This window comes from Kitasatospora sp. NPDC033851 (genome assembly GCF_055576085.1).
This window is the reverse complement of the sequence record NZ_JBVIRL010000006.1, coordinates 30,256-44,047: the sequence shown is the minus strand read 5'-3', so window position 1 is coordinate 44,047 and position 13,792 is coordinate 30,256. Positions and strand designations below refer to the sequence as shown.

Genomic DNA, 13,792 nt, shown 5'->3' with positions numbered 1-13,792 from the left:
GGTGATCAGTCCACCGTCACGTAGTCGGGGCCGGAGTAGCGGCCGGTGGCGAGCTTCTGGCGCTGCATCAGCAGGTCGTTGAGCAGGCTGGAGGCGCCGAAGCGGAACCAGTGCGGCGTCAGCCAGTCGTCGCCGAGGGTCTCGTTGACCATCACCAGGTACTTCATGGCGTCCTTGGTGGTCTTGATCCCACCGGCGGGCTTCACGCCGACCTGGACGCCGGTCTGCGCGCGGAAGTCGCGGACCGCCTCCAGCATCAGCAGGGTGACCGGCGGGGTCGCGTTGACGGCGACCTTGCCGGTGGAGGTCTTGATGAAGTCGGCGCCGGCCAGCATCGCCAGCCAGGAGACCCGGCGGACGTTGTCGTAGGTCTGCAGCTCGCCGGTCTCGAAGATCACCTTGAGGTGGGCGGAGCTGCCGTCGGGGCGCTTGCACGCCTCCTTGACGGCGACGATCTCGTTGAAGACGTCGTAGTAGCGGCCGGAGAGGAAGGCGCCGCGGTCGATCACCATGTCGATCTCGTCGGCGCCCGCGGCCACCGCGTCGGCGGTGTCGGCGAGCTTGACCGGGAGGGCGGCGCGGCCGGCCGGGAAGGCGGTGGCCACCGAGGCGACCTGGATGTCGGTGCCCCGCAGGGCGGCCTTCGCGGTGGCGACCATGTCCGGGTAGACACAGATGGCGGCGACGCGGGGGGTGGTCGGGTCGGTCGGGTCGGGGGTCCTGCCCTTGGCGCACAGCGCGCGCACCTTGCCGACCGTGTCCGCGCCCTCCAGCGTGGTCAGGTCGATCATGGAGATCGCCAGGTCGATGGCGTACGCCTTCGCCGTGGTCTTGATCGAGCGGGTACCGAGAGTGGCGGCACGCGCCTCCAGGCCGACCTGGTCGACGCCGGGCAGGCCGTGCAGGAAGCGGCGGAGCGAGGCCTCGGACGCCGCAACGTCCTGAAGGCCGCTGCCCGCAACGCCGGGGGCATTGGCTGCAACAGTGGACATAGTCACCAGACCAGCATATCTACGCGCGTAGCCGTCCGCTAGGGTGGCGGCCTTTCGTGGCCGGACCGAGACCTCCGGGTGAGGGGCATGGGGCAGAATCGACGCCATGACCGATTCCGACGGCAAGCCCCACCAGGGCCCGGCCGCCCCCGCCGGGGAACCCGAGTACGCGGACCGCGTGTACCGCTCCGTCCCCGGCGTGATCTCCGGCGTGTTCCTGCTCGCCGTCGCCGCCTGGCTCATCGGCGACGCGGCCGTGACCGGCACCGGGAAGACCCCGTACGTCGCGCTCGCCGCCGTACCCGTGTTCGCCCTCCCGGTGATCGCCTACACGCTGCGCCCGGTCGTGCGGGCCTCCCGCAGCCGACTGGTGGTGCGCAACCCGTGGCGGACCATCACCGCGCCGTGGGCCTCGGTGGACGCCCTGCGCGCCGGCTACTCGGTCGAGCTGCTCGCGGGCGGCAAGAAGTACCAGGTCTGGGCCGTGCCGGTGTCACTGCGGCAGCGCAAGCGCGCCACCCGCGCCCAGAGCCGCAGCATCGCCGAGCACGCCTCCCGGACCGGCCTCGGGATGGGCCTCGCCGCCCGGACCAACCCCGTCGTCCAGGGCTCCCCGGACCCCACCCGCGCCTGGTCCGACCAGGTGACCAACGTGCTGCAGGAGATGGCCGAGCGCAACGCCACCCGCCCCGACGCCGCGGGCCCGGTCGTGGTGCGCTGGTGCTGGTGGCTGATCGCCCCCGCCCTGCTCGGCCTGCTCGCCCTGATCACGGTCATCGCCGTCTGAGGCCGACCCACGGACACGAAGGGCCCGCCGGTCACCGGCGGGCCCTTCCGTATGCGAGATGCGTCAGGCGGTGATGCCCGCGGCGGCGGCGAGGTCCTGCTTGATGGTGGCGAGGAGGGCGGCGGCGCGGTCGCGGGTGCGGGCGAGGTCGGCGGCGGTGGCGACCGGGAGGACGACCTCCAGGTAGCACTTGAGCTTGGGCTCCGTGCCGGAGGGGCGGACCACGATGCGGGCCGAGCGGACCGCCTCGCCGGCCAGGTAGTAGCGCAGGCCGTCGGTGGGCGGCAGGTCGGCGGAGCCGGCCGCGAGGTCGTCGGCGCGGGTGACGGTCAGGCCGGCCAGGACGGTCGGGGGCTGCTCGCGCAGGCGGCGCATGGCGTCGGCGATCAGCGAGAGGTCCTGGACCCGGACCGAGAGCTGGTCGGTGGCGTGCAGGCCGTGTTCCAGCGCCAGGTCGTCCAGCAGGTCGGACAGGGTGCGGCCGGACTTCTTGAGGGTGGCGGCGAGCTCGGCGACCAGCAGGGCGGCGGTGATGCCGTCCTTGTCCCGGACACCCTGCGGGTCGACGCAGTAGCCGAGCGCCTCCTCGTAGCCGTAGCGCAGGCCCTCGGCGCGGGAGATCCACTTGAAGCCGGTCAGCGTCTCGGCGTAGCCCAGGCCCGCCGCCTCGGCGATCCGGCCGAGCAGGGTGGCGGAGACGATGGTGGTGGCGAAGGTGCCCTCGGCCTTCTTCGCGACCAGGGCCGAGCCGAGCAGTGCGCCGACCTCGTCGCCGCGCAGCATCCGCCAGCCGGAGGTGCCGTTGCCGCTGCCGGCCGCGTTGCCGTTGGTGGGGACGGCCACCGCGCAGCGGTCGGCGTCGGGGTCGTTGGCGATCACGATGTCCGGGCCGACCGAGGCGGCGGTGCGGAAGGCGAGGTCCATCGCCCCCGGCTCCTCCGGGTTGGGGAAGGCCACGGTCGGGAAGTCCGGGTCGGGTTCGGCCTGCTCGGCGACCACGGTGGGCGCGGGGAAGCCGGCCTGGCGGAAGGCGGCGACGAGGGTGTCGCGGCCGACACCGTGCATGGGGGTGTAGACGACGTCGAGTTCGCGCGGGCTGTGCGGGTCCACGATGGACACGGCGCGGGCCAGGTAGGCCTCGACGACGTCCTCGCCGAGCACCTCCCAGCCGTCCTCGGCGCGCGGGACCTCGTCCAGTGAGCCGATCGCGTCGATCTCGACGGCGATCCCGGCGTCGGCCGGCGGGACGATCTGCGAGCCGTCGCCCAGGTAGACCTTGTAGCCGTTGTCCTGAGGCGGGTTGTGGCTGGCGGTGACGGTGACGCCGGCGGCCGCGCCCAGGTGGCGGACGGCGAAGGCGAGCACCGGGGTGGGGAGCGGGCGGGGCAGCAGTGCGGCGCGCAGGCCGGCGCCGACCACCACGGCGGCGGTGTCGCGGGCGAAGTCGTACGACTTGTGGCGGGCGTCGTAGCCGATGACGACCAGGTCGCCCAGGCCCTGCTTCCGGACGTAGGAGACCAGGCCGGCAGCGGCCCGGATCACCACGGCGCGGTTCATCCGCATCGGGCCGGCGCCGAGTTCGCCGCGCAGGCCGGCGGTGCCGAACTGGAGGCGGTCGGCGAAGCGCTCGGCGAGTTCCGCCCAGGCGATCTTGCTGTCCGACTCGGCGTCCGGGCCCTCGGCCCGGGCCAGCAGGGCGCTGAGCTCCTCGCGGGTCTGCGCGTCGGGGTCCTCGGACAGCCAGGCCCGGGCCCGGGAGAGGAGGTCGGTGGTGGGTGCCTGCGTCATCGCTGCCTGCTCCATCGGGAAGTTCGTCGGTTGTCGACCGGGGGGTTCCGCAAAGAGGGGGTACGCATGCGGACGGGGCCCGCGGGCGGGTGTGATCAGCGGATCACGGCCGGCCGTGGGCCCCGTCGCTCATGCATTGTGCGCCTGGTGGGCGTCAGATCCGCTCAAGGACCTTCGCCAGCAGCTCGCCCATGCGCTCGGCGGAGGCCTTGCCGGCCTCCAGCACCTCTTCGTGGTTGAGGGGCTCGCCGGTCATGCCGGCCGCCAGGTTGGTGACCAGGGAGATGCCGAGGACCTCGGAGCCGGCCTCGCGGGCGGCGATGGCCTCCAGGGTGGTGGACATGCCGACCAGCTCGCCGCCGATCACCCGGGCCATGTTGACCTCGGCCGGGGTCTCGTAGTGCGGGCCGCGGAACTGCACGTAGACGGCCTCGTCCAGGGACGGGTCGACCTCGTGGCAGAGCGCGCGCAGGCGCTTGGAGTACAGGTCGGTGAGGTCGACGAAGTTGGCGCCGACGATCGGGGAGTCCGCGGTCAGGTTGATGTGGTCGCTGATCAGGACCGGCTGGCCGGGGGTCCAGCCCTGGCGCAGGCCGCCACAGCCGTTGGTCAGCACGATGATGCCGCAGCCGGCCGCGGCGGCGGTGCGCACGCCGTGGACGACGGTGGCCACGCCGTGGCCCTCGTAGTAGTGGTTGCGGCCGAGGAAGATCAGCGCGCGCTTGTCGCCGATCTTCACCGAGCGGATCTTGCCGGCGTGGCCGGCGACGGCGGGGGCGGGGAAACCGGGCAGGTCGGTGACCGGGAACTCGGCCACGGTCTCGCCCAGGGCGTCGGCGGCCGGCACCCAGCCGGAGCCCATCACCAGGGCGACATCGTGCCGCTCGGCACCGGTCAGCTCGCGCAGGCGCTCGGCGGCGGCCTGGGCGGCGGCGTAGGGGTCGGCGGAGACGACCGACTGAGGAGAAGCGTTCACGGGACCGAGGATAGACGGGAATCGGCTACGCGCGTAGAAAATCCGCTGCGGCATGCCGGATTGTTACCCGGTTGACCCGAAAACACAGCTCGGTGGCGCCATCCGGGTGACAGGTCCGTCGCTTTCCACAGTCGCGTCGGCGGATCGGAGTCGTTTCGCGCCGCGCTGCCCCTTCGCGTACGTGCCGTTGTCGCCGAGCCGCGCCGGGGGCCCGGGCGGACACCGGCGACGGCCGGTCAGCAGGGACGGCGGCGCAGGTCCATGACGTAGTCGTGCGGGGCACCGGCGCTCTCGGCGGCGTCGGCGACCAGGCCGAGGTAGCGGGCCGCGGGCAGACCGCCCTCGTAGTCGTTGAGCACGTACGTCCAGACCGGGATGGAGCCGTCCAGGGTCTGCGCGCGGAGCTTGATCTTGCGGTAGATGCCGAGCTGGACGCCCTCCCAGCGGTCCAGGCCGTCCTCGTCCACTGGCGAGACGTCGTACAGCGAGACGAAGACCTGGTCCTTCTCGTCCTCGACGACGGTGGCCAGCGAGCCCTCCCAGCCGAGCTGCTCGCCGCCGAAGGTGAGCCGCCAGCCGTCCAGCCACCCCGTGCCGCGCAGGGGGGAGTGCGGGGCTCGGCGGGTCATCTGCCGGGCATCGAGGTTGGTGGCATACGCGGCGTAAAGGGGCATGGGGGGAAGCGTAGCCCGGGCGGCGCGCGGACCGGGCTACCGGACGGAGGTACGGAGGCCGGACCCCGGCGTGGCGGCGCTCTCGGCGTGCGGGACAATGGGGAGCGTGACTCGGATCGTGATCATCGGTGGCGGACCCGGCGGCTACGAGGCGGCCCTGGTCGCCGCACAGCTCGGCGCGGAGGTGACCGTCGTCGACCGCGACGGTCTGGGCGGATCGGCGGTGCTCACGGACTGCGTTCCGTCGAAGACGCTGATCGCGACCGCGGAGGTGATGACCACCTTCGACAGCTCGTACGAGGAACTCGGCATCATCGTCGCGGACGACACGCCTCCCAACGAGCAGGCCGCCAGGGTCGTCGGCGTGGACCTGGGCAAGGTCAACCGCCGTGTGAAGCGCCTGGCGATCGCTCAGTCCCACGACATCACCCAGTCCGTCACCCGGGCCGGCGTCACCGTGCTGCGCGGCCGCGGCCGGCTCGGCACCGGCGGGCAGGCCGCCGACGGCTCCCGCGAGGTGCTGGTGGACGCGCCGGACGGGGCCGTGCACTCGCTGCGCGCCGACGCGGTGCTGATCGCCACCGGCGCCCACCCGCGCGAGCTGCCGGACGCCCAGCCGGACGGCGAGCGGATCCTGACCTGGACCCAGGTGTACGACCTGGAGGAGCTGCCCCGCGAGCTGATCGTGGTCGGCTCCGGTGTGACCGGTGCGGAGTTCGCCGGCGCGTACCAGGCGCTCGGCTCCAAGGTCACCCTGGTCTCCAGTCGCGACCGCGTGCTGCCGGGCGAGGACCCGGACGCCGCCGAGGTGCTGGAGGACGTCTTCCGTCGCCGCGGCATGAACGTGATGGGCCGTTCGCGGGCCGAGAGCGTCAAGCGGATCGGCGACCGGGTCGAGGTGACCCTGGCCGACGGCAAGGTGATCGAGGGCTCGCACTGCCTGATGGCGGTCGGCTCGATCCCCAACACCTCCGAGATGGGCCTGGAGGAGGCCGGGGTCAAGCTCAACGACTGGGGCCAGATCCAGGTCGACCGGGTCTCCCGCACCACCGCCCCCGGCGTGTACGCGGCCGGCGACTGCACCGGCGTCTTCATGCTCGCCTCGGTGGCGGCCATGCAGGGTCGGATCGCGATGTACCACGCGCTCGGTGACGCGGTGCAGCCGCTGAACCTCAAGACCGTGGCCTCCAACGTCTTCACCGACCCGGAGATCGCCACCGTCGGCTACACCGCGGCCGACGTGGAGTGCGGCAAGATGGACGCCGTCGTGGTCAAGCTCCCGCTGCGCGGCAACCCGCGGGCGAAGATGCAGGGCATCCGGGACGGCTTCGTGAAGCTGTTCTGCCGTCCGGGCACCGGCATCGTGGTCGGCGGCGTGGTCGTCGCGCCGCGCGCCAGCGAACTGATCCACCCGATCTCGCTCGCGGTGGACGCCAATCTGACGGTCGAACAGGTGGCCAGCGCCTTCACCGTCTACCCGTCCGTCTCCGGCTCGACTGCCGAGGCCGCCCGGCAGCTGCACATCCGCAAGCGGGCCGACGGCGAATCCTGAGCGTCCGGCGCACAGTTGAGGGGCGGCTGCCGATCGGCGGCCGCCCCTCGCGCATGAGTGATCGTCACCCGGACGGCGGGCGCAGTCCCGGGCTGTTGACGGCGCGTATTGTACGGTCACGCGCCGCTCGTGCGTGAGCAATTCCCGCTACTAGCAGCAAACGCCTGAAAGCAGACGGTCACGCAGGTTACCGTCGGTTCTGTGTTTGCTGCAGAACGTCGCCAGTTGATCCTCGAAATGGTGCGCGCCAACGGAGCGGTCTCGCTCCGGGAGTTGGCCCGCGTCGTCCAGACCTCCGAAGTGACCGTGCGCCGTGACGTGCGGGCCCTGGAGGCAGAAGGGCTCCTCGACCGCCGGCACGGCGGCGCGGTGCTCCCCGGCGGCTTCAGCCGCGAACCCGGTTACCCGCAGAAGACCCACCTGTCCGCGGCGGAGAAGAGCGCCATCGCGGACCTCGCCGCCGGCCTGGTGGAGGAGGGCGACGCGGTGGTGGTCGGTGCCGGCACCACCACCCAGGAGCTGGCCCGCCGGCTGGCACGGGTGCCGGGTCTGACGGTGGTCACCAACTCGCTGCTGGTCGCCCAGGCACTGGCACACGCCAACCGGGTCGAGGTGGTGATGACCGGCGGCACCCTGCGCGGCTCCAACTACGCGCTGGTGGGCAGCGGTGCGGAGCAGTCGCTGCAGGGGCTGAGGGTCACCAAGGCCTTCATCTCCGGCAGCGGGCTGACCGCCGAGCGCGGGCTGTCGACCGCGAACATGCTGTCCGCGAGCGTGGACCGGGCCATGGTGCTGGCGGCCGCCGAGGTCATCGTCCTCGCCGACCACACCAAGCTCGGCGCGGCCGGCATGTTCCAGACCGTCGCCACCGAGACCATCACCCGGCTGGTCACCGACGAGCAGGCCGCCGCGGACGACGCCACCGCCCGCGAACTGGACGCGCTCGCCGACTGCGGGGTGCAGATCGACCTGGCGCCGATCGGGGCGGCCCCGAGCGGCGACGCCCCGGTGCACGGCACCGGCAGCGGGCCGGTCCACCAGACCCAGCCCGGCCCGATGGCCCGCCGCCCGGGCCCGCCCCCCGGCGGCGCCCCGCTGCCCGGCCAGCGCCGCCCCGGCGCCCACGGCGGCCCGGGCGGGATGCCGGTCCGGCTGGCCGAGATGGGCCTGCCGCGCGGGCGCTGAGCAGCCCGGCCGCAGCGGCGCGGAGAGCCGCAACCGGCGCACAAAGCGACCGGTCCGCACACCCCGAAGGGCGTACGGACCGGTCGGTGCCCGACGGGGCGGGTCAGTCCTTGATCTCGCAGAGCGCGGCGCCGCTGCTGACGCTCGCGCCGACCTCGGCCTTGAGGCCGACGATGGTGCCCGCCCGGTGGGCGTTCAGCGGCTGCTCCATCTTCATCGCCTCCAGGACCACGATCAGCTCGCCCTCGGCGACGACCTGGCCCTCCTCCACGGCGACCTTGACGATGGTGCCCTGCATCGGCGAGGCCAGGGTGTCACCGCTGACGGCCGAACCGGCCTTCTTGGCGCCCGCCCGGCGCTTGGCCTTGGCGGCGCCCGTCGCACCGGCCGCCGGGGCCGTCGAGACGCCCAGCGAGGACGGCAGCGAGACCTCGATCCGCTTGCCGCCGACCTCGACCACGACGGTCTCCCGGCCCTCGGCCTCCTCGCCGTCGCCGGCCGCACCGGCGAACGGCGGGATGGTGTTGTCGAAGTCGGTCTCGATCCACCGGGTGTAGACCGTGAACGGCTCGTCGCTGCCGTGCACCTCGGGCGCGAACGCCGGGTCGGTGACGACCGCCTGGTGGAACGGGATGGCGGTGGCCATGCCCTCCACCTTGAACTCGGTCAGCGCGCGGCGGGCCCGCTCCAGGGCCTGCTTGCGGTCGCGGCCGGTGACGACCAGCTTGGCCAGCAGCGAGTCCCAGGCCGGGCCGATGACCGAGCCGGTCTCCACGCCGGAGTCCAGGCGCACGCCCGGGCCGGACGGCGGGGCGAACAGCGTCACGGTGCCGGGCGCGGGCAGGAAGCCGCGGCCCGGGTCCTCGCCGTTGATGCGGAACTCGAAGGAGTGGCCGCGCACCTCCGGGTCGTCGTAGCCGAGCTCCTCGCCGTCGGCGATCCGGAACATCTCGCGGACCAGGTCGAGGCCGGTGACCTCCTCGGTGACCGGGTGCTCCACCTGCAGACGGGTGTTGACCTCCAGGAAGGAGATCGTGCCGTCCATCGCCACCAGGAACTCGCAGGTCCCGGCGCCCTCGTAGCCGGCCTCCTTCAGGATGGCCTTGGACGCCCGGTACAGCTCGGCGTTCTGCTCGGGCGTCAGGAACGGCGCGGGCGCCTCCTCGACCAGCTTCTGGTGGCGCCGCTGCAGCGAGCAGTCACGGGTGGAGACGACCACCACGTTGCCATGCTTGTCGGCGAGGCACTGGGTCTCGACGTGCCGCGGGTTGTCCAGGTAACGCTCGACGAAGCACTCGCCGCGACCGAAGGCGGCGACCGCCTCGCGCACCGCGGAGTCGTACAGCTCCGGGATCTCCTCCAGGTTGCGGGCGACCTTGAGGCCGCGACCGCCGCCGCCGAAGGCCGCCTTGATGGCGACCGGCAGGCCGTTCTCCCGGGCGAAGGCGACGACCTCGTCGGCGCCCGAGACCGGGTCCGGCGTACCGGCGACCAGCGGGGCACCGGCGCGCTGCGCCACGTGCCGGGCGGTCACCTTGTCGCCGAGGTCGCGGATGGCCTGCGGCGGCGGGCCGATCCAGATCAGACCCGCGTCGAGGACGGCCTGGGCGAAGTCGGCGTTCTCCGACAAGAAGCCGTAGCCGGGGTGGACGGCGTCCGCGCCGGAGTCGGCGGCCGCCTTGAGGACCTTGGCGATGTCCAGGTAGCTGGTGGCGGGGCTGTCACCACCCAGCGCGTAAGCCTCGTCGGCCGCGCGGACGTGCAGCGCATCCCGGTCCGGCTCGGCGTAGACGGCGACGCTGGCGATACCGGCGTCCGAGCAGGCACGGGCGACGCGGACGGCGATTTCCCCGCGGTTGGCGATGAGCACCTTGCGCACTGTGGCTCCCTTCTTGAACCTCGTTGAGTTTATGGATTCCTGGGCAGTACCGGCGAGTAGCCCCCGGTTGTGAACTATCCCACACGCTCGGTGATGGGATCCGGCGCCCCGATACCGGCCGGTACGAAGACTCCGCAGGTCGCGACCGGTGGAGCCGGAGCGGTAGGGGCCACGGGGGGTGACGCAGCGGCGGCGTGGCGGGACGGTGGCGTCGGCCACAGTCTCGCGGGGCCGTGGGCCACGGTCTCACACCGCCCGCTCAGGCGGCGCCGGAGCGGGCGGCGGGCCGCTGCAGCGCCTCGGCCGTCACATCGGCCACCAGCTCCACCATGTCCGGCCCGTACGCCTTCGGATTGACCACCCGCAGGACCAGCGCGAAGGTGCCGTTGCGGCCGTGCTTGCGGGCGAGTTCGCGGTGGTGCGCGACCAGGTAGCGCACGCCGGCCTGGTTGGCGGTGCCGGTCTGGCCGGAGACCAGGAACACCGGGCGCCCGCCGTCCGGGGTGGCGATCCGGGCCAGCAGGGTGTGCGCCTGGTCCTGGTCGGCGGTGAAGTCCCGGTCGCCCACCACGAGCACGTTGCTGCCCGGGTCGGGGCCGGAGGTGAGCATCGCGCCCGGCAGACCCCAGGCCAGGTGGGCGGCCATCCGATCGTTGCTGACCGGGCCGCCGAGGCAGAGCTCGGTCTTGGCGCCCAGACCCCGGTGCGCGGAGTCGTGCGCGACCAGCTCGGGCCGCGCCCCGCACTCCTCGACCAGCCCGGCCAACCACATCAGGGCGTAGGCGTCCCGGCGGGTCACGGTGGTCGCGTGCGAGCCCGCGCCGATGCTGCGCGGCACCACGATCAGGCACTCGCTGTCGGCGGGCAGCCCCAGGAACTCCCGCACCCGCTCGACCCGGCGGCGCCGCCGCAGGGCCTGGGCCAGCCAGCTGAGGCCGGCGCTGATGGCACTGGCCACCAGGCCCAGCACCACGTTGAGCACGCTGTCGGTCATCGCCGCGTTCCCTCCCCGTTCGAAACGCCCGTCAGCTTAGAGGGCCAACGGGAGGAAGCGGCAGGTCACTTGGTCCACAGATCGGTGATGCGCACGTCCAGGTCGGCGAGCAGGCGGCGCAGCAGCGGCAGGGAGAGGCCGATGACGTTGCCCGGGTCGCCGTCGATGCCGTCGACGAACGGGGCCGAGCGGCCGTCCAGGGTGAACGCCCCGGCCACGTACAGCGGTTCGCCGGAGGCCACGTACGCGGCGATCTCGTCGTCGTCCGGGGTGCCGAAGCGGACGGTGGTGGAGGCGGTGGCCGAGGACTGCCGACCGGTCACCGTGTCGATCACGCAGTGGCCGGTGCGCAGCACCCCGGCGCGGCCGCGCATCGACTGCCAGCGGGCCAGCGCCTCGGTGGCGTCGGCGGGCTTGCCGAGCGCCTGCCCGTCCAGCTCCAGGACGGAGTCGCAGCCGATCACCAGCTCGCTGCCGGTGAGTTCGGCGGCGACGGTCTTCGCCTTGGCCTCGGCCAGGACGAGCGCGAGCTCGGCGGGGGAGGCGGCGCTGATCGCGTCCTCGTCGACGCCGCTGACCACCACGCGCGGGTCGAGACCCGCCTGGCGCAGCAGCCCGAGGCGGGCGGGGGAGGCGGAGGCGAGGACGAGGGCGCGCTGGTCGGTCATGCCCACCAGCGTAGGGGGTGCCGGTGTCCGCCGTTCAGGTGAACGACCGGGCGATCATGATCAGGACGGCGCCGACCAGCACCAGGGCGGCGAGCACCCGTCCGGCCCGCTGCATCCGCTCCTGCATCCGACGGGCCTCGGGCGAGGGCTCGTCGCGGGGGTCTGACCAGAGCACCCGTCCAGAGTGCGCCGCGGCCGGGCCCGGGCGCCTGAGTATCCGTACTCAGGTTTCGGGCAATCCGGGCGGGCAACGGCGCACGACCGCCCCGAGCCGAAGGGGCGCCCCGAGCAGCGTCACGGGCGAGCGGGCGAATAGCAGCGCAGGAAGTCGGACGGGCCGACTTCCTGCGCCGCGTACGGTCGGTTCAGCGTGCCCAGCCCGACGTCCGCCAGGCGTGGACGCCCGGGTGGACGGCGGGGCGGAGCAGGCGGGAGCGGTCGTTCCAGGGGGAGGCCGGGCCGACGCCGGCCTGACGCGCCGCCTCGGCGGCGGCCTGCGCGGCGGCGGCCCGGGCCTGGACCACCGCCAGAACGGTGGCCAGCTCCTCGGGGGTCGGCTGCCCGTGCAGCACGTGGATCGGGGACATGGCTGGTTCTCTCCCGACAGGGATGGGGCCTACAGGGGGATGTTGCCGTGCTTCTTCGGCGGCAGCACCTCGCGCTTGCCGCGCAGCGCCCGCAGGCCCCGGACGATGTGCCGGCGGGTCTCGCTCGGCGCGATGACCGCGTCCACGTAGCCGCGCTCGGCCGCCAGGTACGGGTTCAGCAGGGTGTCCTCGTACGAGGCGATCAGCTCGGCCCGCTTCTCCCCGGCGGTGCCGGACGCCTCGGCCTCGGCGATCTCCCGGCGGTGCAGGATGTTGACCGCGCCCTGCGCGCCCATCACGGCGATCTGGGCGGTCGGCCAGGCCAGGTTGAGGTCGGCGCCGAGGTGCTTGGAGCCCATGACGTCGTACGCGCCGCCGAAGGCCTTGCGGGTGATCACGGTGATCAGCGGGACGGTGGCCTCGGCGTAGGCGTAGATCAGCTTGGCGCCGCGGCGGATGATGCCGTCCCACTCCTGCTCGGTGCCGGGCAGGAAGCCGGGCACGTCCACGAAGGTCAGCACCGGGATGTTGAACGAGTCGCAGGTGCGGATGAAGCGGGCGGCCTTCTCGCTGGCGTTGATGTCCAGGCAGCCGGCCAGGTCCATCGGCTGGTTGCCGACGATGCCGACCGACTGGCCCTCGACCCGGCCGAAGCCGGTGATGATGTTGCCCGCGAACAGCGGCTGGGTCTCCAGGAACTCGCCGTCGTCGACGATGTGCTCGATCACCTTGTGCATGTCGTACGGCTGGTTCGCCGAGTCCGGCACGATCGTGTCGAGTTCGAGGTCGTCCTCGGTGACCGTGAGGTCGGCCTGCTCGGGGTAGGACGGCGGGTCGCTCAGGTTGTTGGAGGGCAGGTACGAGAGCAGGCTCTTGACGTACTCGACCGCCTCCTTCTCGTCCGAGGCCAGGTAGTGCGCGTTGCCGGACTTGGTGTTGTGGGTGCGTGCGCCGCCCAGTTCCTCCATGCCGACGTCCTCGCCGGTGACGGTCTTGATCACGTCCGGGCCGGTGATGAACATGTGCGAGGTCTGGTCGGCCATCACCACGAAGTCGGTGATCGCGGGGGAGTACACCGCGCCGCCCGCGCACGGACCCATGATCAGCGAGATCTGCGGGATGACGCCCGAGGCGTGCACGTTGCGGCGGAAGATCTCGCCGTACAGGCCGAGCGAGACCACGCCCTCCTGGATCCGGGCGCCGCCCGAGTCGTTGATGCCGATGACCGGGCAGCCGGTCTTCAGCGCGAAGTCCATCACCTTGACGATCTTCTCGCCGAAGACCTCGCCGAGGGACCCGCCGAAGACGGTGAAGTCCTGGGCGAAGACCGCGACCTGGCGGCCGTCGACGGTGCCGTAGCCGGTCACCACGCCGTCACCGTACGGGCGGTTCTTCTCCTGGCCGAAGTTGGTCGAGCGGTGCCGGGCGAACTCGTCGAACTCCACGAAGGAGTCCTCGTCGAGCAGCTCCACGACCCGCTCGCGGGCGGTCAGCTTGCCCTTGGCGTGCTGCTTCTCCACGGCCTTGGACGAGCCGGAGTGCACCGCCTCGTCCAGCCTGCGCCGCAGGTCGGCGAGCTTGCCCGCGGTGGTGTGGGGGTCGTACGACGCCTCGGTCATCCGGTGGCTCTCCCTGATCCATGGCCGCGACCTGTTCGATTGCGCGCGGACCGGGTGGTGGGGGCCCGCGCATGAGGGCAGGGCGGCGCTA

At 72.7% G+C, this 13,792-nt stretch carries 13 protein-coding genes; 3 read left to right on the top strand and 10 right to left on the bottom strand.

The features are described from left to right. Positions 1–5: 5 nt before the first annotated feature. Positions 6–992 (bottom strand): deoxyribose-phosphate aldolase, encoded by a 987-nt coding sequence (gene deoC / locus ACZ51D_RS13765; protein ID WP_465616311.1) that lies wholly within the window; start codon positions 990–992, stop codon positions 6–8. A gap of 106 nt (positions 993–1,098) precedes the next feature. Here deoC and ACZ51D_RS13760 point away from each other — a divergent pair, with 106 nt between their 5' ends. After that, complete coding sequence (locus ACZ51D_RS13760) at positions 1,099–1,779, top strand: PH domain-containing protein (protein WP_465662385.1); 681 nt, start codon at positions 1,099–1,101, stop codon at positions 1,777–1,779. A gap of 63 nt (positions 1,780–1,842) precedes the next feature. Here ACZ51D_RS13760 and ACZ51D_RS13755 read toward each other — a convergent pair whose 3' ends face one another. From ACZ51D_RS13755 to ACZ51D_RS13745, 3 genes are all read right to left on the bottom strand, one after another. Then, positions 1,843–3,567, bottom strand: coding sequence for a phospho-sugar mutase (locus ACZ51D_RS13755; RefSeq protein WP_465616315.1), 1,725 nt, complete (start codon positions 3,565–3,567; stop codon positions 1,843–1,845). A gap of 154 nt (positions 3,568–3,721) precedes the next feature. Next, positions 3,722–4,543: a purine-nucleoside phosphorylase gene (locus tag ACZ51D_RS13750; protein WP_189916164.1), complete on the bottom strand. Its 822-nt coding sequence runs from the start codon at positions 4,541–4,543 to the stop codon at positions 3,722–3,724. 236 nt (positions 4,544–4,779) lie between these two features. After that, the gene (locus tag ACZ51D_RS13745) at positions 4,780–5,217 is read right to left on the bottom strand and encodes a gamma-glutamylcyclotransferase family protein (RefSeq protein ID WP_360495304.1); all 438 of its coding nucleotides are present in this window, start codon (positions 5,215–5,217) and stop codon (positions 4,780–4,782) included. A gap of 97 nt (positions 5,218–5,314) precedes the next feature. Between ACZ51D_RS13745 and ACZ51D_RS13740 the strand changes: the two genes are divergently transcribed. Together ACZ51D_RS13740 and ACZ51D_RS13735 are read left to right on the top strand one after the other, a co-directional pair. After that, positions 5,315–6,769 (top strand): NAD(P)H-quinone dehydrogenase, encoded by a 1,455-nt coding sequence (locus tag ACZ51D_RS13740; protein WP_360495307.1) that lies wholly within the window; start codon positions 5,315–5,317, stop codon positions 6,767–6,769. A 237-nt stretch (positions 6,770–7,006) separates the two neighbouring features. Next, positions 7,007–7,954 (top strand): DeoR/GlpR family DNA-binding transcription regulator, encoded by a 948-nt coding sequence (locus ACZ51D_RS13735; RefSeq protein ID WP_396288788.1) that lies wholly within the window; start codon positions 7,007–7,009, stop codon positions 7,952–7,954. Positions 7,955–8,057: 103 nt separating this feature from the next. Here the strand turns inward: ACZ51D_RS13735 and ACZ51D_RS13730 are convergent, their stop codons facing one another. From ACZ51D_RS13730 to ACZ51D_RS13705, 6 genes are all read right to left on the bottom strand, one after another. After that, positions 8,058–9,833 (bottom strand): acetyl/propionyl/methylcrotonyl-CoA carboxylase subunit alpha, encoded by a 1,776-nt coding sequence (locus ACZ51D_RS13730; RefSeq protein WP_360495313.1) that lies wholly within the window; start codon positions 9,831–9,833, stop codon positions 8,058–8,060. 259 nt (positions 9,834–10,092) lie between these two features. Beyond that, complete coding sequence (locus ACZ51D_RS13725) at positions 10,093–10,827, bottom strand: hypothetical protein (protein WP_465616318.1); 735 nt, start codon at positions 10,825–10,827, stop codon at positions 10,093–10,095. Positions 10,828–10,892: 65 nt separating this feature from the next. Next, a complete protein-coding gene (locus ACZ51D_RS13720) occupies positions 10,893–11,495 on the bottom strand; it encodes a Maf family protein (protein WP_465616320.1) in 603 nt (200 codons plus the stop codon). Positions 11,496–11,529: 34 nt separating this feature from the next. Next, a complete protein-coding gene (gene mmpB / locus ACZ51D_RS13715) occupies positions 11,530–11,670 on the bottom strand; it encodes a morphogenic membrane protein MmpB (RefSeq protein WP_360495322.1) in 141 nt (46 codons plus the stop codon). Positions 11,671–11,860: 190 nt separating this feature from the next. Beyond that, complete coding sequence (locus ACZ51D_RS13710; RefSeq protein ID WP_360495324.1) at positions 11,861–12,082, bottom strand: acyl-CoA carboxylase subunit epsilon; 222 nt, start codon at positions 12,080–12,082, stop codon at positions 11,861–11,863. Between the two features lie 29 nt (positions 12,083–12,111). Then, positions 12,112–13,701, bottom strand: a complete 1,590-nt coding sequence (locus ACZ51D_RS13705; protein ID WP_465616322.1) for an acyl-CoA carboxylase subunit beta — start codon at positions 13,699–13,701, stop codon at positions 12,112–12,114. Between the last annotated feature and the right edge of the window lie 91 nt (positions 13,702–13,792).

What these genes read in the sequence shown, in the direction of transcription:
- deoC (WP_465616311.1), bottom strand. Translation starts at nt 992, where the DNA reads ATGTCCACTGTTGCAGCCAATGCCCCCGGCGTTGCGGGCAGCGGCCTT.
- ACZ51D_RS13760 (WP_465662385.1), top strand. Translation starts at nt 1,099, where the DNA reads ATGACCGATTCCGACGGCAAGCCCCACCAGGGCCCGGCCGCCCCCGCC.
- ACZ51D_RS13755 (WP_465616315.1), bottom strand. Translation starts at nt 3,567, where the DNA reads ATGACGCAGGCACCCACCACCGACCTCCTCTCCCGGGCCCGGGCCTGG.
- ACZ51D_RS13745 (WP_360495304.1), bottom strand. Translation starts at nt 5,217, where the DNA reads ATGCCCCTTTACGCCGCGTATGCCACCAACCTCGATGCCCGGCAGATG.
- ACZ51D_RS13740 (WP_360495307.1), top strand. Translation starts at nt 5,315, where the DNA reads ATGGGGAGCGTGACTCGGATCGTGATCATCGGTGGCGGACCCGGCGGC.
- ACZ51D_RS13735 (WP_396288788.1), top strand. Translation starts at nt 7,007, where the DNA reads ATGGTGCGCGCCAACGGAGCGGTCTCGCTCCGGGAGTTGGCCCGCGTC.
- ACZ51D_RS13725 (WP_465616318.1), bottom strand. Translation starts at nt 10,827, where the DNA reads ATGACCGACAGCGTGCTCAACGTGGTGCTGGGCCTGGTGGCCAGTGCC.
- ACZ51D_RS13720 (WP_465616320.1), bottom strand. Translation starts at nt 11,495, where the DNA reads ATGACCGACCAGCGCGCCCTCGTCCTCGCCTCCGCCTCCCCCGCCCGC.
- ACZ51D_RS13710 (WP_360495324.1), bottom strand. Translation starts at nt 12,082, where the DNA reads ATGTCCCCGATCCACGTGCTGCACGGGCAGCCGACCCCCGAGGAGCTG.
- ACZ51D_RS13705 (WP_465616322.1), bottom strand. Translation starts at nt 13,701, where the DNA reads ATGACCGAGGCGTCGTACGACCCCCACACCACCGCGGGCAAGCTCGCC.